Source organism: Blastococcus sp. KM273129, assembly GCF_021698995.1.
Classification (GTDB): Bacteria; Actinomycetota; Actinomycetes; order Mycobacteriales; family Geodermatophilaceae; genus Blastococcus.
On the sequence record NZ_SSXB01000059.1, the window covers coordinates 1 to 26,256 of the forward strand.

Genomic DNA, 26,256 nt, shown 5'->3' on the forward strand with positions numbered 1-26,256 from the left:
GAGCCGGTTGCCCGCGACGAGCAGCGGGGCCAGCCGGTCGATCAGCTGCGGGCCGAACGCGCCGTCGAGCCGCTCGGCGGCCAGGTCGTCCAGCGCGGCCACCAACCGGCCGATCGCGCCATCCGCACTTGTCGAACGCATGTACGAACAGTACCGCGAACCACCGCCGCCCGCGACATGAAAGTGCAGGTCAGCCGTTCGTCCACAGATGACAGCAGGGTGTTGACACCGACGCCGCACCCTCGCCGTTACGGTCGACCGTCAGCCGTCGCCCCGAGAACCGGAGGGGCTGGGCCGGTTACGGACGGCGACGCAGCCGGTGGAACGCCGCTCCCTGCCTCCCGCGCGCTGCTCCTGCCGGGTGAGCGGGGTCGGGCGGGGGCCGCAGCCAGTGGAGAATGGCCACCATGACCCACGTGCTCGAGCCCGACGCGCTGCCCGGGGCGACCCCCGCGGTGCACGCGCCGTTGCCGCCGTACGACGACGTGACCCGCTCCGACGCGGCGTTCCGCGCCTTCCTGCACGGCCTGCCCGGCGTGGACCAGGTCGGCGCCGAGGCGCGTGCGGCCCAGCTCGGCACCCGGTCGATCAAGACCACCTCGAAGGCGTGGGCGATCGACACCGCCATCTCGATGGTCGACCTCACCACCCTCGAGGGCGCCGACACCCCGGGGAAGGTGCGCAGCCTCGCGGCCAAGGCCCGGCAGCCCGACCCGTCGGACCCGAGCTGTCCGCAGGTCGCCGCCGTCTGCGTCTACGGCGACCTCGCCGGCGCGGCCCGGGAGGCGCTCGCGGGCACCGGCATCCACGTCGCCGCCGTCGCCACCGCCTTCCCCAGCGGGCGCGCCAGCCGTGCGGTGAAGATCGCCGACGTCCGGGACGCCGTGGAGAACGGCGCCGACGAGATCGACATGGTCATCGACCGCGGCGCCTTCCTCACCGGCCGCTACCTCGACGTCTACGAGGAGATCGTCGCGGTCAAGGAGGCGTGCGAGGGTGCGCACCTCAAGGTCATCCTCGAGACCGGCGAGCTCAAGACGCTGGACAACGTCCGCCGCGCGAGCTGGATCGCGATGCTCGCGGGCGGCGACTTCATCAAGACCTCCACCGGCAAGATCAGCCCGGCGGCCACGCTGCCGGTCGGCCTGGTGATGCTCGAGGCGGTCCGCAACTTCCGCATCGCCACCGGCCGACAGGTCGGCTTCAAGCCCGCCGGCGGCATCAGGACGACGAAGGACGCCGTCAAGCACCTGGTGATGATCAACGAGACGGCCGGCCCCGACTGGCTGGACCCCGACTGGTTCCGCTTCGGCGCGTCCAGCCTGCTCAACGACCTCCTGCTGCAGCGGCAGAAGCTGCGCACCGGCCACTACTCCGGCCCCGACTACGTCACGGTGGACTGACCCCGCATGAGCACCTCCACGCCGCCCAGCCCGGCCCGGCCGGTCTTCGAGTACGCCCCCGCCCCCGAGTCGCGGTCGATCGTCAGCATCGCGCCGTCCTACGGCCTGTTCGTCGACGGCGAGTTCGTCGACGGGACCGGCGAGCCGTTCAAGACGGTCAACCCGGCCACCGAGGAGGTGCTCACCGAGGTCTCCGCCGCCAGCGAGGCCGACGTCGACCGCGCCGTCCGCGCCGCCCGCCGGGCCTTCGAGAAGACCTGGGGCCCGATGCGCCCCGCCGACCGCGGCAAGTACCTGTTCCGCATCGCCCGGCTGCTGCAGGAGCGCGCCCGCGAGTTCGCCGTCCTGGAGTCGCTGGACAACGGCAAGCCGATCCGGGAGTCGCGCGACGTCGACGTCCCGCTGGCCGCGGCGCACTTCTTCTACCACGCGGGCTGGGCCGACAAGCTGGAGCACGCGGGCCTGGGCCCGGCCCCGAAGCCGCTGGGCGTGGCCGGCCAGGTCATCCCGTGGAACTTCCCGTTGCTGATGCTGGCGTGGAAGGTCGCCCCCGCCCTCGCGACCGGCAACACCGTCGTCCTCAAGCCGGCCGAGACCACCCCGCTCACCGCGCTGCTCTTCGCCGAGGTCTGCCGCCAGGCCGACCTCCCCGCGGGCGTGGTCAACATCGTGACCGGCGCCGGTGACACCGGCCGGGCGGTCGTCGAGCACGGCGACGTCGACAAGGTGGCGTTCACCGGCTCCACCGAGGTGGGCCGCTCGATCGCCCGCGCGGTCGCCGGGACAGCCAAGAGGCTCACCCTCGAGCTCGGCGGCAAGGCCGCGAACATCGTGTTCGACGACGCCCCGATCGACCAGGCCGTCGAGGGCATCGTCCAGGGCATCTTCTTCAACCAGGGGCACGTCTGCTGCGCGGGCTCCCGGCTGCTGGTGCAGGAGTCGATCCACGACGAGGTCATCGCCTCGCTCCAGCGCCGCATCGGCACCCTGCGCGTCGGCGACCCGCTGGACAAGAACACCGACATCGGCGCGATCAACTCGGCCGAGCAGCTCGCCCGCATCCGGGAGCTGTCGGACATCGGCGAGGCCGAGGGCGCGCAGCGCTGGCAGCCGGCCTGCGACCTGCCGGCCAAGGGCTACTGGTTCCCGCCGACGGTCTTCACCGACGTCTCCCCCGCGCACCGCATCGCCCGCGACGAGGTGTTCGGCCCGGTGCTGAGCGTGCTCACCTTCCGCACGCCCGACGAGGCGGTCGCCAAGGCGAACAACTCCACCTACGGGTTGTCGGCGGGCATCTGGAGCGAGAAGGGCTCGCGGATCCTCAAGATCGCCGACCAGCTGCGGGCCGGCGTCGTGTGGGCCAACACCTTCAACAAGTTCGACCCGACGTCGCCCTTCGGCGGCTACAAGCAGTCCGGCTACGGCCGCGAGGGCGGCCGGCACGGGCTGGCCGCCTACCTGAAGGGGAACGACCAGTGATCGGGAACGACCGGCTCGCCGTCCGGAAGACCTACAAGCTGTACGTGAACGGGGCCTTCCCGCGCTCGGAGAGCGGCCGCACCTACGAGGTCACCGACGCGAAGGGCCACTTCCTGGCCAACGTCTCCCGGGCCTCCCGCAAGGACGCCCGGGACGCCGTCGTCGCCGCCCGGGCCGCCTTCCCGAAGTGGTCGGGCGCCACCGCCTACAACCGCGGCCAGGTGCTCTACCGGGTGGCCGAGGTGATGGAGGGCCGGCACGTCCAGTTCTGCGAGGAGGTGGCGGCCGGCGAGGGGCTGTCGTCCTCCAGGGCGCGCGCCGCCGTCGACGCCGCCATCGACCGCTGGGTCTGGTACGCCGGGTGGACCGACAAGCTGGCGTCCGTCCTCGGCGGGGCCAACCCGGTGGCCGGCCCCTACTTCGACTTCAGCCTGCCCGAGCCGACCGGCGTGGTCGCCGTGCTCGCCCCGCAGCAGTCCAGCCTGCTCGGGCTGGTCAGCGTGCTCGCGCCCGTGCTCGCCACCGGCTGCACCGCCGTCGTCGTCACCTCCGAGCAGCGGCCCATCCCGGCCGTCACGCTCGGCGAGGTGCTGGCGACCAGCGACGTCCCCGGCGGCGTGGTCAACCTGCTCACCGGCGACGCCGAGGAGCTGGGCCCCTGGCTGGCCGAGCACGCCGACGTCGACGCCGTCGACCTCACCGGCGCCCCGGCCGGCCGCGCGATGGAGTTCGAGCGGGAGGCGGCCGGCACGATCAAGCGCGTCGTCCGCCCGCCGGTCACCGAGCCGGACTGGACCGCCGACCCCGGCCTCTCCCGCATGACCCCCTTCCTCGAGACGAAGACGGTCTGGCACCCGATGGGCGTGTGAACGGCGGCCGGTGACCTCGCAGGAGGTCACCGGCCGCCGTCGCACTACCCTCGCCCCGTGCCTCATTTCGACGTCGTCGTCCTCGGTGCCGGCCCCGGTGGGTACGTCGCCGCCATCCGCGCCGCCCAGCTCGGCAAGAGCGTGGCGGTGGTCGAGTCGCAGTACTGGGGCGGGGTCTGCCTCAACGTGGGCTGCATCCCGTCCAAGGCGCTGCTGCGCAACGCCGAGTTGGCCCACCTGGTGCGCGACGGCGCGAAGACCTTCGGCATCTCCGGTGACGTCTCCTTCGACTACGGCGCCGCCTTCGACCGCAGCCGCACGGTCGCCGAGGGCCGGGTCAAGGGCGTGCACTTCCTGATGAAGAAGAACGGCATCACCGAGTTCGACGGCCGTGGCACCTTCACCGACCCGCACACCCTCCAGGTGGCGCTCAACGCCGGTGGCGAGGAGACCGTCACCTTCGAGAACGTGATCATCGCGACCGGGGCGCACACCCGGTTCCTGCCGGGCACGGAGCTCTCCGAGCGCGTCGTCACCTACGAGGAGCAGATCCTCAGCCGCGACCTGCCGCGCAGCATCATCATCGCCGGCGCCGGCGCGATCGGCGTCGAGTTCGCCTTCGTGCTCCGGAACTACGGCGTGCAGGTCACGATCGTCGAGTACGCCGACCGCATGCTGCCGCTGGAGGACGCCGCCGTCTCCAAGGAGCTGGCGAAGGCCTACCGCAAGCTCGGCGTCGAGGTGCTCACCTCCACCAAGGTCGAGCGGATCGACGACACGGGCGACCAGGTCACGGTCACCGTCTCCGACGCCAAGGGCAGCCGCGAGCTGCATGCGGACAAGGTGATGCAGGCGATCGGGTTCCAGCCGCGGGTCGACGGCTACGGCCTGGAGAAGCTGGGCGTGGAGCTGACCGACCGCGTCCGCGCGATCGCCATCGACGACCGGATGCGCACCAACGTGCCGCACGTCTACGCCATCGGCGACGTCACCGCCAAGCTCATGCTGGCCCACGTGGCCGAGGCCCAGGGCGTCGTCGCCGCCGAGACCATCGCCGGCGCGGAGACGATGGAGCTGGACTACGTGATGATGCCGCGGGCTACCTTCTGCTCGCCGCAGGTCGCCAGCTTCGGCTACACCGAGGCCCAGGCCCGCGAGCTGGCCGACGAGCGCGGCTGGAAGGTCAAGGTCGCCCAGTTCCCGTTCACCGCCAACGGCAAGGCGCAGGGCCTCGCCGAGCCCGGCGGCTTCGTCAAGCTGATCGCCGACGAGACCTACGGCGAGCTGCTCGGCGGCCACCTGGTCGGCCCCGAGGTCACCGAGCTCCTGCCCGAGCTCACGCTCGCCCAGAAGTGGGACCTCACCGCCACCGAGCTGGCCCGGAACGTGCACGCCCACCCCACGCTGAGCGAGGGGCTGCAGGAGGCGATCCACGGCCTCGCCGGCCACATGATCAACCTCTGAGGACGGCGGCCCGGCCCGGAGGTGCGCCTCCGGGCCGACAGGGCAGGATGGGCGGGTGGCCAGGCCCAGCATCGTCCCCATCGCACTGACCCTCGACGACCGCACGGGGTACACCCTGTGGGCTCCGCCGTGGGAGGAGGACGGCGAGGAGTGGCAGGCGTTCCTGGGGACCACCGAGGGCGACACCGCGACGGTCCACCTCTTCCCCACCCCGGCGAAGCTCGCCGCCTTCTGCCGCACGCGCACCGACCACGACCTCGCCGACCACCCGGTCTGGCCGGTCGTCGCCGGGCTCGGGGCCGCCGACCTGACCCCCGACGACGACCACCGGTACGACCTCGACGGGGTGTACGACATCGCCGCCGAGAACCCCGACCGGTGGGCGGTGGAGGAGCTCGCCGCGACCGTCGACATCGTCAGCCGGCTGGCCGAGTGCCTGGACACCACCGACGAGGACGACGACGAGGAGCAGTTCGAGGCCGTCGCGGAGTTCGCCGCCAAGCCGGAGATCGGCTCGCTCGGGCTCGGCGTGGAGGCCTTCGCCGGGCGTTCCGGCGAGGACGCCTGGATCGGCGTCGGCAGCGTCTTCGACGAGCTGTGGGAGGACGTCGTCGAGGAGCTCTCCGACCACTTCGACTGGACCGGTGGCGGCACCGCCGCGGTCGAGGAGTACCCGTCGGCCTCCGAGTCCGGCGACGACGAGGCCGTCGAGGACGACGACCTCCCCGAGCAGGCCGACGTCGCGGCTGCCGAGCCCGCGGGCGCGACCGCCGCGCCGGCGTCCGGCGGTCCCGGGGTGAGCACCATCGCGCGCGGCAGCCGGGTCACCGCCTCCCCCGCCGCGGTCGCGGCCGCCGCGGAGTTCTGGGAGGCCGTCGGCATCCTGCCGGTCGAGATCGTCGTCCCGGAGGGGGCCGGGGTGACCCTCCGCTGCTACGTCGACGACGTCGCCCGCTTCCTCGGCCGCGACGGCGAGGTGTTCCTCTTCGACACCCCCGCCGACCTGGCCCGCTTCTGCGCCTCCGACGAGCGGCACGACCTGGTCGAGATCGCCTCGTGGCCCGAGGTGGCCGACACCGACACGCCGCCGCTGCCGGCCGAGCAGGACCGCTACGACCTCACCGAGCTCTCCGAGGTGCTGGCCGAGGTCGCCGACGGCGCCACCGGGCTGGTCCCCCACCGCGCCCTCGTGCAGCCGGCCGAGGGCGCGCGCGACCTCGCGGAGCACGCGGGCCTCACCCGGGTGGAGGAGCTGCTGGCCCCCACGGCCCCGCTGGGCAGGGCACTGGCCCGCGCCGACCACCAGCCCGAGGAGCCGCTGGACGCCGCGGAGGCCGCGCGGCTGCGCACCGACTGGGACGAGGTCGTCACCGCGGTCGGCGGCGTGCTCGTCCACCGCGACTAGCAGGGACGGCGAAGGCCCGCCCCGGAGATACGGGACGGGCCTTCGCCGGTGCCCCGGCCCCATCACCGCGAGCGGTGAGGGGGACGGGGTCTCGCTCAGCCCTGGCGCGGGGGGCGACCCGCGCGCTCGCCACCGAACCGGCGGTCACCGCCGCCGGGCCGGCCGGACCGCTCGCCGCCGGAGCGGTTGCGGTCGCCGTAGGAGCGGCGCGGGCCCCCGCGGTGGCCGCCACCGGGACGGTCGCCGTCGCGGCGCGGACGGCCGCCGGGGCCCCCGGAGCGACGCGAGTCGCGGGCCGGGCGCTCGACCGGCTCGACGTGCACGCCGCTGGCGACGAGCTCGGCGATCTCCTGGTCGCCCGGGGTGATCCGGCGCAGCGCCGGGTCGACCTTGGCCTGGCGGAAGCGCCGCTTGGACTGGCCGACCTGGTCGGGCAGCAGCAGCGACACGACCACGCCGGCCGCACCCGCGCGGGCCGTGCGGCCCGAGCGGTGCAGGTAGGTCTTGGAGTCCGCCGGCGGGTCGTAGTGCAGGACCAGCGAGACGTCGTCGACGTGGATGCCGCGGGCGGCGACGTCGGTGGCCACGAGCACCGGCGAGCGCGCGTCGGTGAACGCCTCCAGCGCCCGCTTGCGGGCCGACTGCGGCAGCCCGCCGTGGATGGCCGCGGCCTTGACCCCCGCTTCGAGCAGGTGCTCGGTGAGCCGGTCGGCCCCCAGCTGGGTGCGGACGAAGATGATGGTCCGGCCCGGGCGGGCGGCCAGCTCCTTGGTCAGCGCGACCTTGTCGCGGAAGGCCAGCGTGTAGGCGCGGTGCTCGGCCGGCGGGGCGTCGTCCCCGGGGCGCTTGACCTCGTGCCGGGCCGGGTCCTTGAGGTAGCGGCGCACCAGGGCGTCGACCTCGCCGTCCAGCGTCGCCGAGAACAGCAGGCGCTGGGCGTCGGCCGCGGTCTGGTCCAGCAGCTCCTTGACCACCGGCAGGAAGCCGAGGTCGGCCATGAAGTCCGCCTCGTCGAGGACGGTGACCACGACCTCGGCGAGGGTGGCCTCGCCCTGGCTGATCAGGTCCTGCAGCCGGCCGGGGGTGGCGATGAGGACGTCGACACCGCGGCGCAGCTGCTGGATCTGGCGGTACATCGGCGCGCCGCCGTAGACGGTGGCGAGCTGCACCCCGATGGCCTGGCCGAGAGGGGCCAGGTTGTCGTGCACCTGCTGGGCGAGCTCACGGGTCGGCACGAGGACCAGCCCGCGGGGCGCGCGGCGACCGTGCTTCACCTCCGCGCCGAGGCGCGCGAGCAGCGGCAGGCCGAAGGCGAGGGTCTTGCCCGAGCCGGTGGCGGCCTTGCCGAGGACGTCGCGCCCGGCGAGCGCGTCGGGCAGGGCCGAGGTCTGGATGGCGAAGGGGTGGCGGATGCCGCGCCGCTCGAGCGCGGTCACCAGCTGCTGGGGCAGACCCAGCTGGCCGAAGGTGGGACCGGCCGGCGCCTCGGGCGCCTGGACGGGGGTGGTGTCGCCCTCGTTCGACTCGATCGGGGCAGGGTGGATCAACGTCATGCGGGGTGGGGCTCCGATACTGCTCGGAGCGCGTCCCGTGGAAGAGGAGAGCCCCGGCGAGTGCCGGTGTCCTCACTTGGCGATCAGCTGCGCCCGGGAGGGCGCGGGGATCTGCACGGATGCGCTCGTTCCCGGACCGACCGTCCGGGAGGATGACCGGCCTTGTGCCGGTGCTCCTACCGTAGCAGCGGAGATCTCGGCGCCATTCCTGCCAGCGGGCGTGACGGCCCCCACCCCGAGCCGATCAGTCCGCGTCCTCGTCCCGGCCGGCCGACACCGCCAGCACCCCCTCGAGGTCGGCGAGCCGGGCGGCGAGCGTCGTCACCGGCCCGGTGCCCTCCAGGGTCAGCCGGACCGTGGCCTGCGGAACGCCGCCGCGCTGCTCGGCCTCGAGCGCCGTCTCCAGTTCCCGCACGGTGAATCCCTGCTGCGTGCACTCGGCGAGGGCCCGGCGCAGCACGCCCTCGCCGTCCCGGTACGTGAGCACCAGCGGGTAGGTGTGCGCGGCCCGGCCCGAGAGCCGGCGGGCCAGCGGGGTGAACGCGTAGGCGATGAGCAGGTGCCCGGCCGTGGCGACGACGGCGTACGCCCACAGCCCCGCCCCCGCGGCCATCCCGACGGCCGCGGTGAGCCAGACGACGGCCGCGGTGGTCAGCCCCCGGACGGCGTCGCGGCGCACGAAGATCAGCCCGCCGCCGATGAAGCCCAGCCCGGACACGACCTGGGCGGCGATGCGGGAGTCCCCGAACTCCGCCCGGCTGATGACCATGAACAGGGCCGCGGCGAACCCGACGATGGTGAGCGTGCGCAACCCGGCCGCCTTCTGCCGCAGTTCCCGCTCGAACCCGATGAGCGCGGAGAGCGCGAAGGCCACTCCCAGGTCGGCCAGCCGGCCCCACGACTGCCCGGTCGCCTCGGCCAGCAGGAGCTCCACGGGTCAGCCCCGCAGCGCGGTGTACCCGGGGCGGACCACGTCGTCGAGGAGCCGCCGGCGCTCGTCGTCCGGCAGGAACGCCCCGGCGAGCGCGCGTTCGGTGACCGCCTGCACGTCGTCCCACGTCCAGCCGTGCGTCGTCGCGACGTCGGTGACCTCGCTGGTCAGCGACACCCCGCTCATCAGCCGGTTGTCCGTGTTGAGCGTGACGGCGAAGCCCAGTCGGTGCAGGCGGTCCACCGGGTGCTCGGCGAGCGAGGGGTAGGCGCCGGTCTGGACGTTCGACGAGGGCGCGACCTCCAGGGTGACCTGGGTGTCGCGGACCCGCTGCGCGACCGGGCCGAGGGTGCCGTCCGCGGCGACCTCGTCGGCGATGCGCACGCCGTGCCCGAGCCGCTCGGCGCCGGCACCGTCCAGCGCGGCCACGATGCTCGCGATACCGGCCGCCTCCCCGGCGTGCACGGTCCGGTGCGCCCCTGCGCGGTCCAGCAGGGCGATCGCGGCGGGGATGCGGTCGGGCGGGAAGCCGTCCTCGGGGCCGGCGAGGTCGAAGCCGACGACGCCGGCGTCGCGGTAGCGGACGACCAGGTCGGCGACGTCCTCCCAGCGGTCCTCCTGCCGCATGGCGCACAGCAGCGTGCCGATGCGCACGGGGGTACCGGCAGCGGCGGCGTCCCGGCTGCCCCGGGCGTAGCCGTCGAGCATCGCCTCGACCGCCGCCTCCAGCGGCATCCCGCCGGTGAGCAGTTCGGGCGCCATGCGCACCTCGGCGTACACGACGCCGTCCGCGGCGAGGTCGAGCGCGCACTCCCGGGCCACCCGTGCCACGGCGTCGGGTGTCTGCATCACGGCGACCGTGTGCGCGAACGTCTCCAGGTACCGGACGAGCGAGCCGGAGTCCGCCGCCTCGCGGAACCAGCGGCCGAGCGACCCGGCGTCCGCCGCCGGGAGCTCGCGGTAGCCGATCTCGTCGGCCAGGTCGAGCACCGTCTGCGACCGCAGCCCGCCGTCCAGGTGGTCGTGGAGGAGGACCTTCGGGGCGCGGCGGACGTTCTCGGCGGTCAGCGGTGCAGGCACGGAGGAACGCTACCTGTCACACCGAGGGGGCCCCGGAGGGGTCCGCGCAGGGACGACGGATGCGCTCAGCGCAACGGCCGCGGTCTCACCGGTCCTGCCAGCGGAAGGTGCGGACGCAGAGCAGCAGCCCCAGCACGCACCAGATCCCGAGCACGACCGCGACCGTGACCAGCTCCCACGAGCCCGCCGGTTCCCGGGCGGCGAGCGCGTCGGGCAGGAACACCGAGCGCAGGCCCTGGGCCAGCCATTTCACGGGGAAGACCGCGGCGACGTCCTGCAACCACCCCGGCACCTGGTCGAAGGGCATGAAGACGCCGGAGATGAACTCCAGCACCAGCGCGATCGGCGTGACCGTCGCCGACGCCGAGCGGGAGTTGCGGGCCAGCGAGGAGACCGCGATGCCGAGCAGCGTGCAGGCCGCCGCGCCCAGCACGGTGACCCAGGCGAAGGTGACCCAGTCCGCGCCGGTGGGCAGGTCGATGCCGAACACGAGGACACCGACGACCAGCAGCAGGACGATCGTCGCGATGGTCACCGCGACCACCTGGGCGACCTTGCCGACGAAGTAGGCGGTCTTGGGCATCGGGCTGCCGGCCAGCGCCTTCAGGGTGCCGTCGGAGCGCTCGCCGGCGATGTGGATCGCCATGTTCTGCAGGCTGGCGCCGACGATGCCGGCGGCGATGACCCCTGCCATGAAGTACTGCGGGAAGTCCACGCCGGAGCCCAAGTCGTAGTCGAGGACCGCGCCGAGCCCGAGCAGGAGGATGACCGGGAAGACCAGCGTGAAGACGACCGACTCCCGCTGGCGGAAGAACTCCTTGAGCTCCACGCCGGCGCGGGTCCGGGAGACCCGGGCGACCGAGGGCAGGGCGGCGCGCCCCGGTGCGGTGGTGCTCACGAGCGGTCCCCGATCATCTTGAGGTAGACGTCCTCGAGCGTCGGCCGGCTGACGGCGAGGTCGGGCACCTCGCCCGGAAAGCGGGCGGCGAGCTCGGCGACGAAGGCGGTGGGGGTGGCGGTCTCGGCGGTGCGCCGGGCGCCGCCCTCGGTCCAGCTGACGACGGCGGGCGCGGTGCCGCGGCCCCCGAGGGCGGTGGGGACGGCGACCTCGGCGAGCTGGCCGTGGGCGATGACGCCGACCCGGTCGGCCAGCTCCTCCGCCTCGTCGAGGTAGTGGGTGGTGAGCAGCATCGTGGTGCCCAGCTCGCGCAAGGACCGGATCAGCGCCCAGAACTGGCGGCGCGCCTCCGGGTCGAACCCGGTCGTCGGCTCGTCGAGGAACAGCAGCCGGGGCCGGCCGACGATGCCCAGCGCCACGTCCAGCCGGCGCCGCTGCCCGCCGGAGAGGGTGCGACCGCGGGCCCCGGCCTTCTCGGTGAGGCCCACCAGCTCCAGCACCTCGTCGGGGTCGCGGGGGTCGGCGTAGTAGGAGGCCTGCGCGGACAGCAGCTCCCGCACCGAGAGCTGGCTGTCGCCCGCGCCGGACTGCAGCACGATGCCGAGCTCGGCCTTCCAGCGGCGACCGCCCCGGGCGGGGTCGACCCCGAGCACGCGCACCTCGCCGGCGTCCCGGTCGCGGTAGCCCTCGCAGATCTCGACCGTCGTCGTCTTCCCGGCCCCGTTGGGCCCCAGCAGCGCGAAGATCTCCCCGCGGCGGATGTCGAGGTCCAGGCCGTCGACGGCCGTCCGGTCGCCGTAGCGCTTGACCAGGCCGCGGATGGAGATGGCCGCCTCGGGGTCCACCGGCTCCCCCACGGGGCCCGCCGCGAGCTGGCGGGTGGTGGGGAGGAGGGAGTCCTTCTGCACGAGGGAACAGTCTCCCCCCTCGGCTCGGACCACCCGCGCCCCTCCCCCTGTGATCATGGCGCCGCGACCGCGGACGCGGGGCGACAGGTGGTCACGGCGTCATGGTCGAGGCGGGGTTCAGGCGGTGATGCGGTCGAGCACCAGCGGCAGCGGCTGCTCGCCCGAGTCCACGCCGATCGCGCCCTCGAGCGCCTCGAGCGCCCGCGGGATGCGGTCGGCGTCGTCGGTCTGCAGCTCGAGCAGCGGCTGGCCGGCGGTCACCCGCTCCCCCACGCCGGCGGTCCAGGTGATGCCCGCGGCCGCCGAGACCGGGTCCTCCTTGCGGGCCCGGCCGGCGCCCAGCCGCCAGGCGGCGACGCCCAGGGCGTAGGCGTCCAGCCGGGTGAGCGTGCCGTCGGCCAGCGCGGTGACCACGTGCCGCTCGGCGGGCTGCGGCAGCGGGGCGTCGGGATCCCCGCCCTGCGCGGCGATCATGCGGCGCCACACGTCCATGGCCCGCCCGTCGGCCAGCGCGTCGGCCGGGTCGACGTCGTCCCGCCCGGCGCCGGCCAGCATCTCCCGGGCCAGCGCGAGGGTCAGCTCGACGACGTCGGCCGGCCCGCCGCCGGCGAGCACCTCCACCGACTCGGCGACCTCGACCGCGTTGCCCGCGGCGCGGCCCAGCGGCCGGTCCATCGCCGTCACCAGCGCCACGGTGCGCACCCCGGCGGCCTCCCCGAGCCCGACCATCGTGCGGGCCAGCGTCCGGGCGTCACCGGCGTCCTTCATGAACGCGCCCGAGCCGGTCTTGACGTCGAGGACCAGCGCGTCGGCGCCCTCGGCGATCTTCTTGCTCATGATCGAGCTGGCGATCAGCGGGATCGACTCGACGGTGCCCGTGACGTCGCGCAGCGCGTACAGCAGCTTGTCCGCCGGGGCGAGGTCGTGGCCGGCCGCGCAGATGACCGCGCCGACGTCGCGGAGCTGCGCGAGGTAGGCCTCCTCGTGCACGTCCGCCCGCCAGCCGGGGATCGCCTCGAGCTTGTCCAGCGTGCCCCCGGTGTGGCCCAGACCCCGGCCGGAGAGCTGCGGGACGGCCACCCCGCAGGCGGCGACGAGCGGCGCCAGCGGCAGGGTGATCTTGTCGCCGACGCCGCCGGTGGAGTGCTTGTCGGCCGTCGGCCGGCCCAGCGAGGACAGGTCCTTGCGCTCGCCGGAGTCGATCATCGCCTGCGTCCAGGCGGCGAGCTCGTCGGCGGTCATCCCGCGGAAGAAGACCGCCATGAGCAGCGCGCTCATCTGCTCGTCGGGGACCTGGCCGCCGGTGTAGGCGCCGATCACCCAGCGGATCTGCTCGCCGGTGAGCGGGACGCCGTCCCGCTTGGCGCGGATGACGTCGATCGCGTCGTGCCCGGCCATCAGCCCTGCCCCCGCTCCGCCGCCGCGACCAGGTCGTCGGGACCGAAGGCGTCCGGCAGCACCTCGCGCATCGGCACGATGCCGAGCGAGACCGTCTCGATGAGCATGTCGGCCCCGCCGTGCTCCCACAGCAGCTGGCGGCAGCGGCCGCAGGGCATGAGCGGCTGCCCGTCCCCGCCGACGCACGCCACGGCGACCAGCCGGCCACCCCCGGTGCGGGCCAGGTCGCTGACCATGCCGCACTCGGCGCACAGGCCCAGCCCGTACGAGGCGTTCTCCACGTTGCACCCGGTGACGACGCGGCCGTCGTCGACCAGCCCGGCGACGCCGACGGGGAACTTCGAGTACGGCGCGTAGGCGTGGGTCATGGCCTCGCGGGCCGCGGCCCGCAGGGCATCCCAGTCCGGCTGCATCAGTGTTCCCCTCGTCGGTAGACCAGCCCGTCGGCCTTCGGCATGCGCAACCGCTGGGAGGCCAGCGAGAGGACCAGCAGGGTGGTGAGGTGCGGGGTGAAGAAGACGATGCCGTCGGGCAGCTCGTCGACGCTGAGGAACGCCGCGAGGGCGAGCGCCGCCACCACGACGGACAGCACCGCGGGAACCCACCGCCGCCGCAGGGCCTGGTAGACCGCGACGCCGACGAGCAGCAGCGCGACCAGCAGCAGCAGTGCGACGACCGCCGTCCGGCTGCGCAGCTGCAGGGCGTCGGAGAAGCCGAACAGCCCGGCCCCGGCGGCCAGCCCACCCGGGCGCCAGTTGCCGAAGATCAGGGCGGCGAGACCGATGAAGCCGCGGCCGCCGGTCTGCCCCTCGCGGTAGATGCCCGCGACGAAGACGAGGAAGACGCCGCCGAGGCCGGCCAGCGCACCCGAGATGATCACCGCGATGTACTTCATCCGGTACACCGGCACGCCCAGCGAGTCGGCCGCCGCCGGGTTCTCCCCGCAGGAGCGCAGCCGCAGCCCGAAGGCCGTGCGCCACAGGATCAGGTAGCTGATCGGGATCAGCAGGATCGCCAGCAGCGTCACCACGCCCAGGCCGCTGGTCAGCCCGCGGAGCACGCCGGCGAGGTCGCTGAGCAGGAACCAGCCGGTGTTCTCGAGGTCGCCGAGCAGGTCGGGGCCGGAGGAGAGCACCGGGATGGAGAAGCTCGGCGGATCGCTGCCCACCGACGGGGACTGGGTCGGCCCGCCACCGGTGCCCTGGACGTACACCAGCTCGGACAGGAACCGGACGACGCCGGCCGCGAGGATGTTGATCGCGACACCGGAGATGACGTGGTCGACGCCGAAGGTCACCGTGGCGACCGCGTGCAGCAGCCCGCCGACGGCGCCGAAGAGGGTGCCGCCGATGATCGCGCCGACCCAGCCCCACTGCCAGCCGGCGAAGCCGGCACCCCAGGTGCCGAGGATGAGCATCCCCTCGAGCCCGATGTTGACCACGCCGGCGCGCTCGGAGTACAGCCCGCCCAGCGCGGCGAGCCCGATCGGCACCGCCAGCAGCAGCGCCGCCCGCATGGTCGAGGACGAGGTCAGAGCCTCCTCGCCGGAGATCGCCCGGGTCACGGAGAAGACGAACAGCAGGCCGACGACCAGCCACAGGATCCGGCTGCCCCGGCTCCCGCCGGTGAGCCGGTCGGTGAGCGGGCCGCGGCTGGGCCGGGTGGCGGTGCTGCCACCGGCCGGGGTCGCGGTGGTCATGCGCGCGCCTCCTCGGAAGAGCCGGGAACGCCGGTGCGGACGCGGTGGCCGCCGTCGGGGCCCGTGCCGGGGCCGGGGCCGCCCGGGTCAGCGCTGCCGCCGGGATCCGGCGGGGCGCCGGTGGCCTCGGCGCCGGCGCGCTCGGCCGAGCGCAGGGCCAGCCGGCGGGCGATCTCGTTGGCGATGACGACGGCGAGCACGATCGTGCCCTGGATGATCGTGACCACCGAGGCCGGGATGTCGGCGAACTGCAGCGGCAGGGCGGCGCGGTCGAGGAACGCGAACAGCAGCGCGGCCAGCGCGATCCCCAGGACGTTGTTGCGGCCCAGCAGCGCCACGGCGATGCCCAGGAAGCCCAGCCCGGCGGTGAACTCGGTGCCGAACGCCCGGGCGTCGCCGAGCAGGTCGGGCAGGCCGATCAGACCCGCGACGGCGCCGGACAGCAGCATCGTGGTGACCACCATCCGGCGGGCGTCCACACCGCTCGCGGTGGCCGCCGAGGCCGAGATGCCGGTGGCCCGCAGGTCGAAGCCGAAGCGGGTGCGCTGGATGAGCACCGCGATCGCGATGCCCACGACGACCGCGACGAGCAGGAAGCCGAACAGCTCCGTGCGCGGCTCGGCCAGGCCGAAGGCGCCCAGCAGGCCGTTGAGCCCCGGGAACCACGCCGACTCCGGCAGCGGCGTCGTGGTGATGATCGACGCGCCCTCCGGGCTGCCCCGGAACGGGCCGGTGAGCAGGTAGGACGCCAGCCCGAGCGCGATGAAGTTCAGCATGATCGAGCTGATGACCTCGCTGACGCCGCGGGTCACCTTGAGCACGCCCACGATGCCGGCCCACAGGGCGCCGACCGCCATGCCGACCACGATGACCAGCAGGAGGTGCAGCGGGCCGGGCAGCGCCACGGCCGCGCCCACGGCGGCGGCGACGATGGTGGCCAGCCGGTACTGGCCCTCCACCCCGATGTTGAACAGCCCCATGCGGAAGGCGATCGAGACCGCGAGCCCGGCCAGGAAGAGCGGGACGGCGCGGTTGAGGATCACCACGACGGACTGCACCTGCTGGGAGGGCGCGTCACCGAGGTCGGTCATGACCTGCAGCGCCCGCAGCGGGTTCTCGCCGATGAGCGCGATCACCAGCGCCGAGATCACCAGCGCGACGAGGACGGCGAGGGCCGGGCCCAGCAGGGCCAGACCGGTGCTGCGGAGGCGGTTCACGCCGCACCCGCCGCGGTCCGGGCGCCGGTCATGTGGCCGCCGAGCTCCTCGGGGGTCACCCGGCGCGGGTCCACGGTGGCCACCAGGCGGCCGCGGAGCATGACGTGCAGCGTGTCGGAGAGCCCGATCAGCTCGTCGAGGTCGGCCGACACCAGCACGATGCCCATCCCTTCGCCGCGGGCGTCCTTGAGCAGTTCCCAGATGACCGACTGCGCGCCGACGTCCACCCCGCGGGTGGGGTGGGCGGCGATCAGCAGCCGGGGGGCGGCGCTCATCTCGCGGCCGACGATCAGCTTCTGCTGGTTGCCGCCGGAGAGCGCCACCGCGAGCGTGTCGGGGCCGGGTGCCCGGACGTCGTAGTCCCGCATGATCCGCTCGGTGTCGCTGCGGGCGCCCTTGCGGTCGATGAAGGGGCCCTTCGCCGCCGGCGGGCGCGTCTGGTGGCCGAGGATCCGGTTCTCCCAGAGGGGGGCGTCCAGCAGCATCCCCTGCCGGTGGCGGTCCTCCGGGATGAACCCGATACCGGCCTCGCGGCGGGCGCGGGTGGTCCACCCGGTGATGTCCTCGTCCCCGAGGTGCACGCTCCCGGCGGCCAGCGAGCGCAGGCCCATGACCGCCTCCACGAGCTCGGCCTGGCCGTTGCCCTCGACGCCGGCGATGCCCACGACCTCCCCCTCGCGGACGGTGAGGTCGACGGCGTCGACCAGCGGCCGGCCGGCGTCGGAGGCCACGGTGACGCCCTGCAGGCGGAGCACCGGGGTCTGGCGCACGGTGGAGCTGCGGGTCTCCGGCGTGGGCAGCTCGGCGCCGACCATCATCTCGGCGAGCTGCTTGGCCGTGGTGGTGCGGGGGTCGGCGTCGCCGACGGTGGTGCCCCGGCGGATCACGGTGATCGCGTCGGCGACCTTGCGGACCTCGTCGAGCTTGTGCGAGATGAAGATGACGGTCAGGCCCTCGCGCTTGAGCTCGGCGAGGTTGCCGAACAGCTCGTCGACCTCCTGGGGCACGAGGACGGCGGTCGGCTCGTCGAGGATCAGCGTCCGGGCGTTCCGGTACAGCACCTTCGCGATCTCGACCCGCTGCCGGTCACCGACGCCGAGGTCCTCGACGAGGTCGTCGGGGCGCAGCCCGAGGCCGTACCGCTCGGAGATCTCGTCGATCCGGCGGCGGGCGGCGTCACGGTCCAGCCGGCCACCCTTCCTGGGCTCGCTGCCCAGCACCACGTTCTCCAGCACCGTGAAGTTGTCGGCCAGCATGAAGTGCTGGTGCACCATGCCGATGCCCGCCGCGATCGCGTCGGCCGGGCTGCGGAACTGCACCGGGCGGCCGTCGACGAGGATCGTGCCCTCGTCCGGCCGGTGCTCGCCGTACAGCGTCTTCATCAGCGTGGACTTGCCCGCGCCGTTCTCGCCGACGATCGCGTGGACCTGCCCGCGCCGGACCGACAGCTCGATGTCCTTGTTGGCGACGACGCCGGGGAAGCGCTTGGTGATGCCGTGCAGCTCGACCGCGTACGGGGACCGCGGCGCCCCGCCGTCGGGCTGCTCGGCACCGGCTGCTGGAGCCTGGGCCATGGGTGGGCCTCTCTCTCACGGTGCGCCGCGCGGGCGGCACTGGTCTCGATCCGGCGCACCGGGGGACGACGCCGGTCCGGTCGTCGCCCCCGGGGTGCCGGGGGCCGGGCGGGACGACCGGGGTGCGGCCACCCGCCCTGCGCATGATGTCGCACCCCCGCCCGGAGCGGCAGCGCGCCCCCGCTCCGGGCGGGGGCCCCCGCTCACCACGACGGCGGGCCCGGGCAGCACGCCCGGACCCGCCGTCGGAGGGTCGCACCGGTGCGCCGGCCGGAGGTCCCGGCCGGCGCACCACGCCTCACGGGGTCGTCGGGACCGTGATCTCGCCGGAGATGATCCGCTGGCGGTAGTCCTCGATCTGGGTCTGGATGTCGTCGATCTGCCCACCCGAGGTGGCCAGGCCCACGCCGTCGCTCTCCAGGTCGTAGAGGAGGTCGACGCCGCCCTCGACGGTGCCCTCGGAGTAGTCGGTGATGAAGGCCTCCACCGCGTTGTCCACCCGCTTGAGCATCGAGGTCATGATGACCGCCTGCAGCGCCGGGTCGTCGACGGTCTGGTACTGGTCGGAGTCGACGCCGATCGCGCGGTTCCCGGTCTCGGCGGCCGCCTGGAAGACGCCGCTGCCCGAACCGCCCGCCGCGTGGAACACGATGTCCGCGCCGGCGTCGTACATGCTGCGGGCCAGGATCTGGCCGCGGGCCGGGTCGCCGAAGCCGGAGAAGTCCCCGGCCGGGGAGATGTACTCGACGTCGACCTGGATGTCCGGGTTGACCGCCTGGGCGCCGGCCGTGAAGCCGGCCTCGAACTTCTGGATCAGGGGCATCTCGACGCCGCCGACGAAGCCGACGTGGTCGGTCTCCGACTTGAGCGCGGCGGCGACGCCGGCGAGGAAGGAGCCCTGCTCCTCGGCGAACAGCAGGCCGGTCGCGTTCTCCAGGCCCAGCTCGGCCACCGACGAGTCGACGACGGCGAACGTGGTCTCCGGGAACTCCTCGGCGACCTCGGCGATCGTCTCGGCGTAGGCGAAGCCGACGCCGATGACCGGGTCGTAACCGGCCTCGGCCAGGTTGGCCAGGCCCTCGACGCGGTCGGAGCCGTCGTCGTTCGGGCTGAACTCCTGGACCTCGCCGCCCAGCTCCGCGATGGCCGCCTCGACGCCGGCGTAGGCCGAGTCGTTGAAGGACTGGTCGCCACGGCCGCCGACGTCGTACGCGAGGCCGACCTGGAGGTCACCCGAACCGCTGCCGCCGCCGCTGTCGCCGCCGGCCGTGGGCTCCTCGTCACTGGCACAGGCCGCCAGGGCCAGGCTGCCGGCCAGCAGCAGCGCCGCGGCCTTCGTCATCCGCGCTCGGCGCAAGACGATCTCCTTTTCTGGGGGGAGGCGCCGCCGCGTGGCAGGTCTCCCGGTGGTGGGGTGCGCGTGCACCCGGACCCGGCTCGCGGCCGGCGAGGGTGCACGACCCCGGACGCTAACCGCGCATACCGAGCCCCCAACAACCTCTCGCACGGACTGAGACCCGATCGTTGCGAAGCCTGCCCCGTCGGCGCTGCGCCGCCCCGGAGGCCGTGTCGCACCTCACCTCGACCGGTGGCTCAGCGCGACGGCGGGTCGGCGGCGTCGGCCCCGGGGTCCGGGCGGGCGGCCGCCTCCACCGCCGGCAGGGTGGCGGTCCAGGCGGCGGTGAAGAAGGCGAACCGGAAGACGACGTTGATCCAGACCAGGATCCCGACGGCGCCGCCGAACGCCGAGGCGGTCACGCTGCCGGAGATCAGCGAGAGGTACAGGTTCCCGATCAGCTTCAGCACCTCGAAGCCGACCGCACCGAGCAGCGCTCCCGGCAGCAGCCGGCGCACCGGGTGCGGGGTGGCGGGCACCACCTTGAGCAGCCACAGGAAGACGACGACGTCGCCCAGGAAGGCCAGCGCCAGGCTGGCCACGGTCGTCAGCGCCGCCAGCCCGCCGGCGTCCTCGAGGCCGAGCACGCCCAGCGCCCACGAGGACGCCGTCGTCGCGACGCCGGTCAGCCCCAGGCTGGCCAGGCCGACCGCCCCCAGCAGCACCAGAGCGACGAGGTCCTGGACGTTGTCGCGGAGGAACTCGGGCTCGCCGGCGCGGCCCGTCCACGTGCGCTCCATGCCGATGCGCAGCTTGTCCATCGCGCGCAGACCGGCGTAGAGGAAGCCGACCAGCCCGATCGCGCCGACCACCTCCGCGGAGCCGACCGCGCCGCGCAGGTCGGCGACGACGTCCTCCCCCGTGCTGCCCGGGAAGGCTGCCCGGATGGCGTCGTAGAGCTCGCGCTGGAGGAGTTCGTCGCCGGCGAGCACGAGGCCGATGACCGAGGCGACCAGGAGCAGGACGGGGAACAGCCCCAGGAACGCGAAGTAGGTGACGCCCGCGGCCATCAGATCGCCCTGCGTCCGCTGGTACCGGCCCCCGGCCCGGGCCAGGTGGTCGAGCCACGGCGAGCGCCGCCGGGCGGCCCCGACCGCGCCCTCGACGCGGTCCCAGGCGCGCGCCGGCCACCCCTTCCGGGCGGGCGCCTCGGCGTCGGGGGCCGCGCGGGTGGGGGTGGAGCTCACCGCCCGAGTCTGGGGCCTGCCCGCTCCGCGCGCAGGGGCCGGATCGGGCTGCTCAGCGCTGCGGGCCGGTGAGGGGGTACTCGCGGGCGATCTCCCAGACCCCGGCCGCCGTCTGCTCGAACTCGGTGAAGTGCTCGACGCGGAACTCGGCGGACAGCTCCTGGAGGCCGCAGTAGGCCAGCTCCAGCATGTCGCCGGGCACGTCGTGCGCGACGGTCACGTGCGGGTGGTACGGGAAGGACAGCGAGCGGTCGAGCGGCCCCTGGCGGACGTCGTGGGCCAGGAGCTCGCAGTTGCCGATGCCGCGGGCCACCGCCACGAAGACGACGTCGGAGACCGGGGTGAAGGTGCCGGTGCCGGCGAGGTGCATCTCGAACGGCGGGTGCGCGGCCGCGACGCGGGCGAGGTGCTCGGAGACGGCGCCGCGGTCGGCGACCGGCACCTCCGTCGGCGGGAGCAGCGTGACGTGCGGCGGCACGAGCGTCGCCTGGGGGTCGCCGACCTTGCAGCGCCAGTCGGTGAGCAGGGCCGCCCACGGCTCGGGGATCGGCACGATCACCCCGAGCAGCGCCGTCTCCGGCGGGGTCCCCAGCCGGCCGACGAAGGTGTCGTCGTTCATGCCACCGGCCCCGCTGGTGGCAGGAAGCCGACCCGCTCGTAGACCGTGGCGAGGGTGCGGCCGGCCACCGCCCGTGCCCGCGCCGCGCCCGCGGCGAGCAGCCGCTCGAGCTCGGCGGGGTCGGCCAGCAGCTCGGCCGTGCGCTGCTGCACCGGGGCCAGCGCGTCGGTGACGACCTCGGCGAGCTCCTTCTTCAGGTCGCCGTACCCGCGGCCGGCGAAGTGCTCCTCGAGCTCGGCGGTGCTCCGCCCCGAGAAGGCGGAGTGGATGGTCAGCAGGTTGGTGACGCCCGGCTTGCCCTCCGGGTCGGCGACGATCTCCCGCCCGGTGTCGGTGACGGCCGAGCGGATCTTCTTCGCGGTCACCTTCGGGTCGTCCAGGAGGTTGACGCAGCCGGCCGGCGGCAGGCTCTTGCTCATCTTCTTGTCCGGCGACTGCAGGTCCAGGATCTTCGCCGCGCCGGCCGGGATGTAGGCCTCGGGGAGGGTGAACGTCTCGCCGTAGCGGCCGTTGAACCGCCCGGCCAGGTCACGGGTGAGCTCCAGGTGCTGCCGCTGGTCCTCCCCCACCGGCACCCGGTCGGCCTGGTACAGCAGGATGTCCGCCGCCTGCAGCACCGGGTAGGTGAACAGCCCCACGGACGTCGGCCCGGCGCCCTCGCGGGTGCTCTTGTCCTTGAACTGGGTCATCCGGCTGGCTTCCCCGAAGCCGGTGAGGCACTGCAGCACCCAGGCCAGCTGGGCGTGCTCGGGCACCTGGCTCTGCACGAACAGGGTGCTCCGCGCGGGGTCCACTCCCAGGGCGATCAGCTGCGCGGCCGACACCAGGGTGCGCTGCCGCAGCACGGCCGGGTCGGGCTGCTCGAGGGTGATCGCGTGCAGGTCGACGACGCAGTAGAAGGCGTCGTGGTCCTCCTGCATGCTCACCCACTGGCGGAGGGCGCCGACGTAGTTGCCGAGGTGGAAGGAGTCCGCCGTCGGCTGGATGCCGGACAGCACGCGGGGAAGAGCCACGCCGGTCATCAAACCAGCCGGGAGCCCGCTTCGTTCCGGGCTCCCCCGTTCCGCCACGCCCCCGGCCGCCGCGGTCACCCGGTCGGGGCTGGTCAGCGGACCGCGGCCGCCAGCGCGTCGTCGAGCGCGGCCAGGAAGACGTCGTCCTCCTCGGGCGTGCCCACGGTCACCCGGATGCCCTCCCCGGCGAACGGCCGGGTGATGACCGCGCGGGACTCCAGCGCGGCCGCCAGCTCCGCCGTCCGCTCCCCCGTCGGCAGCCAGACGAAGTTGGCCTGGCTGTCGGCGACCTCCAGGCCCCGGTCCCGCAGCGCGGCGGTCAGCCGCTCCCGCTCGGTGACGACGGCGGCGCACCGGGCGCGCACCTCGTCCTCGCTGGCCAGCGCCGCGACCGCCGCCGCCTGGGCGACCATGCCGACGCTGAAGGGCAGGTGGGTCTTGCGCACCGCCTCGGCGACCGCCGGGTCCTCGGCGAGCAGGTAGCCGACGCGCAGCCCGGCCAGGCCCCACGCCTTGGAGAACGTGCGCAGCACCGCCACGTTGGGCCGGCCGCGCATCAGCTCCACGCCGTCGGGGACGTGCGGGTCGGTGACGAACTCGCGGTAGGCCTCGTCGAGGACGACCAGCGTCCCGGCCGGCACCGCGTCGAGGAAGCGCTCCAGCTCCGGGCGGCGCACCGCCGTGCCGGTCGGGTTGTTCGGGTTGCAGACGAAGACCAGCCGGGTGGTGTCGTCGATCGCGTCGGCCAGCGCCACGAGGTCGTGGGTGTCCGGCGATCCGCCCGGGCGGCCGGGCACCAGCGGCACCTGCACCGCCCGGGCGGCGGCGACGCGGGCCAGCAGCGGGTACATCTCGAACGACCGCCAGGCGAAGGCGATGCTGGTGCCGGGGTCGTTGTAGGCCTGGGCGAGCTCCTGGCAGATGGCCACCGCCCCGCAGCCGGTGGCGACCTGCGCCGGGTCGACGCCGTAGCGCTGCGCGAGCGCGCCGGTGAGGACGACCGCGCCGTTGTCGGGGTACCGGTTGGTGCCGGCGACCGCGGTGGTCACCGCCTCGACGACGGCGGGCAGCGGCGGGAAGGCCACCTCGTTGCTGGCCAGCTTCACCGCCCGCTCGACGCCGATCTCGCGGGCGAGGTCGGCCGGGTTGCGGCCGGGGCGGTACGCGGGGAGCGACTGCACCGCCGGACGGGCACTGACCACCAGATCCTCCACCTCCCGCGGGCCCGCCCTTCTAGGGTGTGCCCCATGCGCGTACTCGTCGCCGGCGGCGCCGGCTACATCGGCAGCGTAGTGACCGCGGCGCTGCTCGCCCGGGGTCACGAGGTGACCGTCCTCGACGACCTCTCCACCGGGCACGCGGACGCCGTCCCCGAGGGGGCCGTGCTCGCGGAGGTGTCGCTGCACGACTCGGCGCCGGTCCTGGCACAGGTGCGGCCCGAGGCGGTGCTGCACTTCGCGGCCAAGTCGCTGGTCGGCGTCTCCCAGCAGCAGCCCGAGGACTACTGGCACACCAACGTCGGCGGCTCGTTCGCGCTGCTGGAGGCGATGCGTGCCGTCGACTGCCGCCGGATCGTCTTCTCCTCCACCGCCGCCACCTACGGCGAGCCCGACCAGGTGCCGATCCGCGAGGACGCGCCGACGCGGCCGACCAACACCTACGGCGCCTCGAAGCTCGCCGTCGACCACATGCTCACCTCCTACGCGGTGGCGCACGGCTTCGCGGCGGTGAGCCTGCGGTACTTCAACGTCGCGGGCGCCGCCTACGGGCTGGGCGAGCGGCACGCCACGGAGACCCACCTCATCCCGATCGCCCTGCAGGTGGCGGCGGGCCAGCGGGAGTCGCTGACCGTGTACGGCCAGGACTACCCGACGCCGGACGGCACCTGCATCCGCGACTACGTGCACGTCGAGGACCTCTCCGACGCGCACCTGCTCGCGCTGCCCGCCCCCGCGGCCGGCGAGCACCGGATCTACAACCTCGGCAACGGCACCGGCTTCTCGGTGCAGGAGGTCGTCGAGGCGGCCCGCGAGGTGACCGGTCACCCGATCCCGGTCACTATCGGTGAGCGGCGGGCCGGGGACCCGGCGCAGCTGGTGGCCTCCAGCGACCGGATCCGCGCCGACCTCGGCTGGACGCCGCAGCACACCGACCTGGTCGGCATCGTCCGGGACGCCTGGGAGTTGAGGGACCCCTCCGCCCCCCACCACTCGCAGGCTCGCGGCGGGCCCGTGCAGAGCGGCCGCTAGACCTCCGGCACCGGGTCCGCCTCGGGTGCCGGGGCCGGCGGCGGGGCGACCCGCAGGCGGGCGATCCGCCGGCCGTCGAGCTCCAGCACCTCGACGCGCCGCCCCTCGACCTCCACGGCGTCCCCGACACCGGGCAGCCGGCCGAGCTCGGCCAGGACGTACCCGGCGGCGGTCTCGTACGGCCCCTCGGGCAGCCGCAGGCCGGTCGCGTCGGCGAAGTCGTCGAGGTTGAGCAGGCCGTCGACGTCGCGCGGCTCGTCGGGGGCGGGGCGGTCCTCGGGGGCGGCCTCCTCGTCGTACTCGTCGTAGATCTCGCCGATGACCTCCTCGATGAGGTCCTCGAGGGTGACGATCCCGTCGGTGCCGCCGTACTCGTCGACGACGATCGCCAGGTGCTGGTTGTCCCGGCGCATCTCGCTGAGCACCGTGAGGACCGCGGCGGTGCCGGGGAGGCGGGTGACCTCGCGGGCGAGGTCGCCGACGGTGGCCGCGCGCCCCGCCGGGTGGGTGGGCAGGAACAGGTCGCGCACGTGCACGAAGCCGACGACGTCGTCCTGGTCACGGCCCACCACCGGGAAGCGCGACCAGTTCGACTCCGCGACCAGCTTGGCGGCGCGGCTCGCGGTCATCGAGGCCTCGAGGAAGTGCACCTCGGTGCGCGGCGTCATGACCTCGCGCACCTCGCGCTCGCCGGCGCGGAACACCTCGTCGATCAGCCGGCGCTCGTCGCTGCTCAGCGATTCGTGCGCGGCCACGAGGTCGCGCAGCTCCTCCTGGCTGATCGACTCGCCGCTGACCTTCGGGTCGCCGCCGAGCAGCCGGACCATGAGGTTCGTGGACTTCGACAGCAGCCAGATGATCGGGCGGAACAGCGTGGCGATGGCGTTCAGCGGGGCGGCCACGACGAGCGAGAAGCCCTCGGCGCGCTGCAGGGCCAGCCGCTTGGGGGTCAGCTCACCGATCACCAGCGACACGTAGCTGATGGCGATGGTGACGAGGACGAGGGCCAGGGTGCCGGCCAGCCCCGCGCCGACCCCCGCGTCCTCGAGCACGTCGGCCAGCGGCGCGGCCAGGGTGCTGGCACCGAACGCCGCCGAGAAGAAGCCGGCCAGGGTGACGCCGACCTGCACCGCCGCGAGGAACCGGTTGGGGTCGCTGAGCAGGCGCTGCACGGCCTGCCCCCGGCGGCCCTGGTCGGCCATGGCGCGCACCTGCCCCTCGCGCAGCGAGACCAGGGCGATCTCGGCGCCGGCGAAGGCTCCGCCGATCAGGACGAAGACGACGACCATGACGATGTTGAGCCAGACGTCGCTCACGGGCGGCGTGCTCCTCGGGGTTCGGGTGGGGCGGGACGGTGCCATGCTGCCGGGTCCATGCTGCCCGCCAGGGGCCCGCGCACGCCCGGGCACCCCTGCCGGGTGGTGGCCGGCCCCGCAGCGGTGGCCTTCCCCGGCGGCGCGGACACGGTTAGTCTCTCCCCGATAACGGATCGTGATCTCCGACGAGGACCCGCATGCACCACCGGCCGTCCGGTGCCTCCGCGCACCGCCGCCGCACCGCCACCCGGCACGACCGCTCCAGGGGTCCGCGCCGACGCCTCCCTAGGGTGGGCCTCGCCCTCGCGCTGACGTCGCTCACCACGGCGGTCGTGCTCACCGCCCCGGTCGTCTCCGCGCCGGATCGCACCGTGTCCGTCGACGCGTCGTCCTCCACGGGCACCGCCCCCGGCTCCTCGACGTCGGTGTTCCCCACCACCGTCCCTGCGGTCCCCGAGGCGCCGGGGGGCACGCCCGCGCCGGACACCGCGGGGCAGCCCGCCCCCGGTGGCGGTCCCGGGCAGCCGGCGGACGCCGGTGGCGGGCAGCCCGCGCCGACGCCGTCCGAGGCGCCGGTTCCGGGCCCGGCCGCGAGGGG

Annotated in this window: 22 protein-coding genes and 1 pseudogene; 7 read left to right on the top strand and 16 right to left on the bottom strand. The window is 74.2% G+C overall.

Annotated features, from left to right (window positions below):
• Nucleotides 1-407: 407 nt before the first annotated feature.
• Genes deoC through E9565_RS15650 form a run of 5 tightly spaced genes read left to right on the top strand, consistent with a single transcriptional unit; the run spans nt 408 to nt 6,620 of the window.
• On the top strand, nt 408-1,403 hold the full coding sequence (gene deoC, locus E9565_RS15630; protein ID WP_236835805.1) for a deoxyribose-phosphate aldolase: 996 nt from the start codon (nt 408-410) through the stop codon (nt 1,401-1,403).
• A gap of 6 nt (nt 1,404-1,409) precedes the next feature.
• Nucleotides 1,410-2,882, top strand: coding sequence for an aldehyde dehydrogenase family protein (locus tag E9565_RS15635; protein ID WP_236835807.1), 1,473 nt, complete (start codon nt 1,410-1,412; stop codon nt 2,880-2,882).
• Nucleotides 2,879-3,751, top strand: coding sequence for an aldehyde dehydrogenase family protein (locus E9565_RS15640; protein WP_236827805.1), 873 nt, complete (start codon nt 2,879-2,881; stop codon nt 3,749-3,751). The genes E9565_RS15635 and E9565_RS15640 overlap by 4 nt, the downstream gene beginning before the upstream one ends.
• Nucleotides 3,752-3,808: 57 nt before the next feature.
• Nucleotides 3,809-5,215 (top strand): dihydrolipoyl dehydrogenase, encoded by a 1,407-nt coding sequence (gene lpdA, locus E9565_RS15645; RefSeq protein WP_236827806.1) that lies wholly within the window; start codon nt 3,809-3,811, stop codon nt 5,213-5,215.
• A 55-nt stretch (nt 5,216-5,270) separates the two neighbouring features.
• Nucleotides 5,271-6,620, top strand: coding sequence for a hypothetical protein (locus E9565_RS15650; RefSeq protein WP_236827807.1), 1,350 nt, complete (start codon nt 5,271-5,273; stop codon nt 6,618-6,620).
• 95 nt (nt 6,621-6,715) lie between these two features.
• Here the strand turns inward: E9565_RS15650 and E9565_RS15655 are convergent, their stop codons facing one another.
• The 15 genes from E9565_RS15655 to hisC all read right to left on the bottom strand — a co-directional run bounded on the left by E9565_RS15655 (nt 6,716) and on the right by hisC (nt 23,295).
• The gene (locus E9565_RS15655) at nt 6,716-8,173 is read right to left on the bottom strand and encodes a DEAD/DEAH box helicase (RefSeq protein ID WP_236835809.1); all 1,458 of its coding nucleotides are present in this window, start codon (nt 8,171-8,173) and stop codon (nt 6,716-6,718) included.
• A 244-nt stretch (nt 8,174-8,417) separates the two neighbouring features.
• Complete coding sequence (locus E9565_RS15660; RefSeq protein ID WP_236827809.1) at nt 8,418-9,107, bottom strand: MgtC/SapB family protein; 690 nt, start codon at nt 9,105-9,107, stop codon at nt 8,418-8,420.
• Nucleotides 9,108-9,110: 3 nt separating this feature from the next.
• Nucleotides 9,111-10,184, bottom strand: coding sequence for an adenosine deaminase (locus tag E9565_RS15665; protein WP_236827810.1), 1,074 nt, complete (start codon nt 10,182-10,184; stop codon nt 9,111-9,113).
• An 85-nt stretch (nt 10,185-10,269) separates the two neighbouring features.
• On the bottom strand, nt 10,270-11,082 hold the full coding sequence (locus E9565_RS15670) for an ABC transporter permease (protein WP_236827811.1): 813 nt from the start codon (nt 11,080-11,082) through the stop codon (nt 10,270-10,272).
• On the bottom strand, nt 11,079-11,990 hold the full coding sequence (locus tag E9565_RS15675) for an ABC transporter ATP-binding protein (protein ID WP_236827812.1): 912 nt from the start codon (nt 11,988-11,990) through the stop codon (nt 11,079-11,081). The genes E9565_RS15670 and E9565_RS15675 overlap by 4 nt, the downstream gene beginning before the upstream one ends.
• A gap of 117 nt (nt 11,991-12,107) precedes the next feature.
• Nucleotides 12,108-13,388: a thymidine phosphorylase gene (locus E9565_RS15680; RefSeq protein ID WP_236835811.1), complete on the bottom strand. Its 1,281-nt coding sequence runs from the start codon at nt 13,386-13,388 to the stop codon at nt 12,108-12,110.
• Nucleotides 13,388-13,801 carry a cytidine deaminase gene (locus E9565_RS15685; RefSeq protein ID WP_236827814.1) on the bottom strand — a complete coding sequence of 138 codons (414 nt, stop codon included), beginning with the start codon at nt 13,799-13,801 and terminating at the stop codon, nt 13,388-13,390. The genes E9565_RS15680 and E9565_RS15685 overlap by 1 nt, the downstream gene beginning before the upstream one ends.
• Nucleotides 13,801-15,087: an ABC transporter permease gene (locus E9565_RS15690; RefSeq protein ID WP_236827815.1), complete on the bottom strand. Its 1,287-nt coding sequence runs from the start codon at nt 15,085-15,087 to the stop codon at nt 13,801-13,803. The genes E9565_RS15685 and E9565_RS15690 overlap by 1 nt, the downstream gene beginning before the upstream one ends.
• Nucleotides 15,084-16,304 carry an ABC transporter permease gene (locus tag E9565_RS15695; protein WP_236827816.1) on the bottom strand — a complete coding sequence of 407 codons (1,221 nt, stop codon included), beginning with the start codon at nt 16,302-16,304 and terminating at the stop codon, nt 15,084-15,086. The genes E9565_RS15690 and E9565_RS15695 overlap by 4 nt, the downstream gene beginning before the upstream one ends.
• Nucleotides 16,301-17,878, bottom strand: coding sequence for an ABC transporter ATP-binding protein (locus E9565_RS15700; RefSeq protein ID WP_236835813.1), 1,578 nt, complete (start codon nt 17,876-17,878; stop codon nt 16,301-16,303). The genes E9565_RS15695 and E9565_RS15700 overlap by 4 nt, the downstream gene beginning before the upstream one ends.
• Nucleotides 17,879-18,176: 298 nt before the next feature.
• The gene (locus E9565_RS15705) at nt 18,177-19,235 is read right to left on the bottom strand and encodes a BMP family protein (RefSeq protein ID WP_236827818.1); all 1,059 of its coding nucleotides are present in this window, start codon (nt 19,233-19,235) and stop codon (nt 18,177-18,179) included.
• Between the two features lie 236 nt (nt 19,236-19,471).
• Nucleotides 19,472-20,461 (bottom strand): YihY/virulence factor BrkB family protein, encoded by a 990-nt coding sequence (locus tag E9565_RS15710; RefSeq protein WP_236835815.1) that lies wholly within the window; start codon nt 20,459-20,461, stop codon nt 19,472-19,474.
• Between the two features lie 52 nt (nt 20,462-20,513).
• Entirely contained in the window at nt 20,514-21,080 is a 567-nt protein-coding gene (locus E9565_RS15715; protein ID WP_236827820.1) for a 2'-5' RNA ligase family protein, read from the bottom strand.
• Nucleotides 21,077-22,102: a tryptophan--tRNA ligase gene (gene trpS / locus E9565_RS15720; protein WP_236827821.1), complete on the bottom strand. Its 1,026-nt coding sequence runs from the start codon at nt 22,100-22,102 to the stop codon at nt 21,077-21,079. The genes E9565_RS15715 and trpS overlap by 4 nt, the downstream gene beginning before the upstream one ends.
• An 83-nt stretch (nt 22,103-22,185) precedes the next feature.
• Entirely contained in the window at nt 22,186-23,295 is a 1,110-nt protein-coding gene (gene hisC, locus E9565_RS15725; protein ID WP_236827822.1) for a histidinol-phosphate transaminase, read from the bottom strand.
• A 45-nt stretch (nt 23,296-23,340) separates the two neighbouring features.
• On the opposite strand from hisC, the gene galE reads away from it, so the two are divergent.
• Nucleotides 23,341-24,342 (top strand): UDP-glucose 4-epimerase GalE, encoded by a 1,002-nt coding sequence (galE, locus tag E9565_RS15730; RefSeq protein WP_236827823.1) that lies wholly within the window; start codon nt 23,341-23,343, stop codon nt 24,340-24,342.
• Here galE and E9565_RS15735 read toward each other — a convergent pair.
• Nucleotides 24,339-25,658, bottom strand: coding sequence for a hemolysin family protein (locus E9565_RS15735; RefSeq protein WP_236827824.1), 1,320 nt, complete (start codon nt 25,656-25,658; stop codon nt 24,339-24,341). The two genes, galE and E9565_RS15735, sit on opposite strands and share 4 nt — an antisense overlap.
• 290 nt (nt 25,659-25,948) lie before the next feature.
• Here E9565_RS15735 and E9565_RS15740 point away from each other — a divergent pair.
• Nucleotides 25,949-26,256, top strand: a pseudogene (locus E9565_RS15740) (hypothetical protein); the annotation flags it as partial.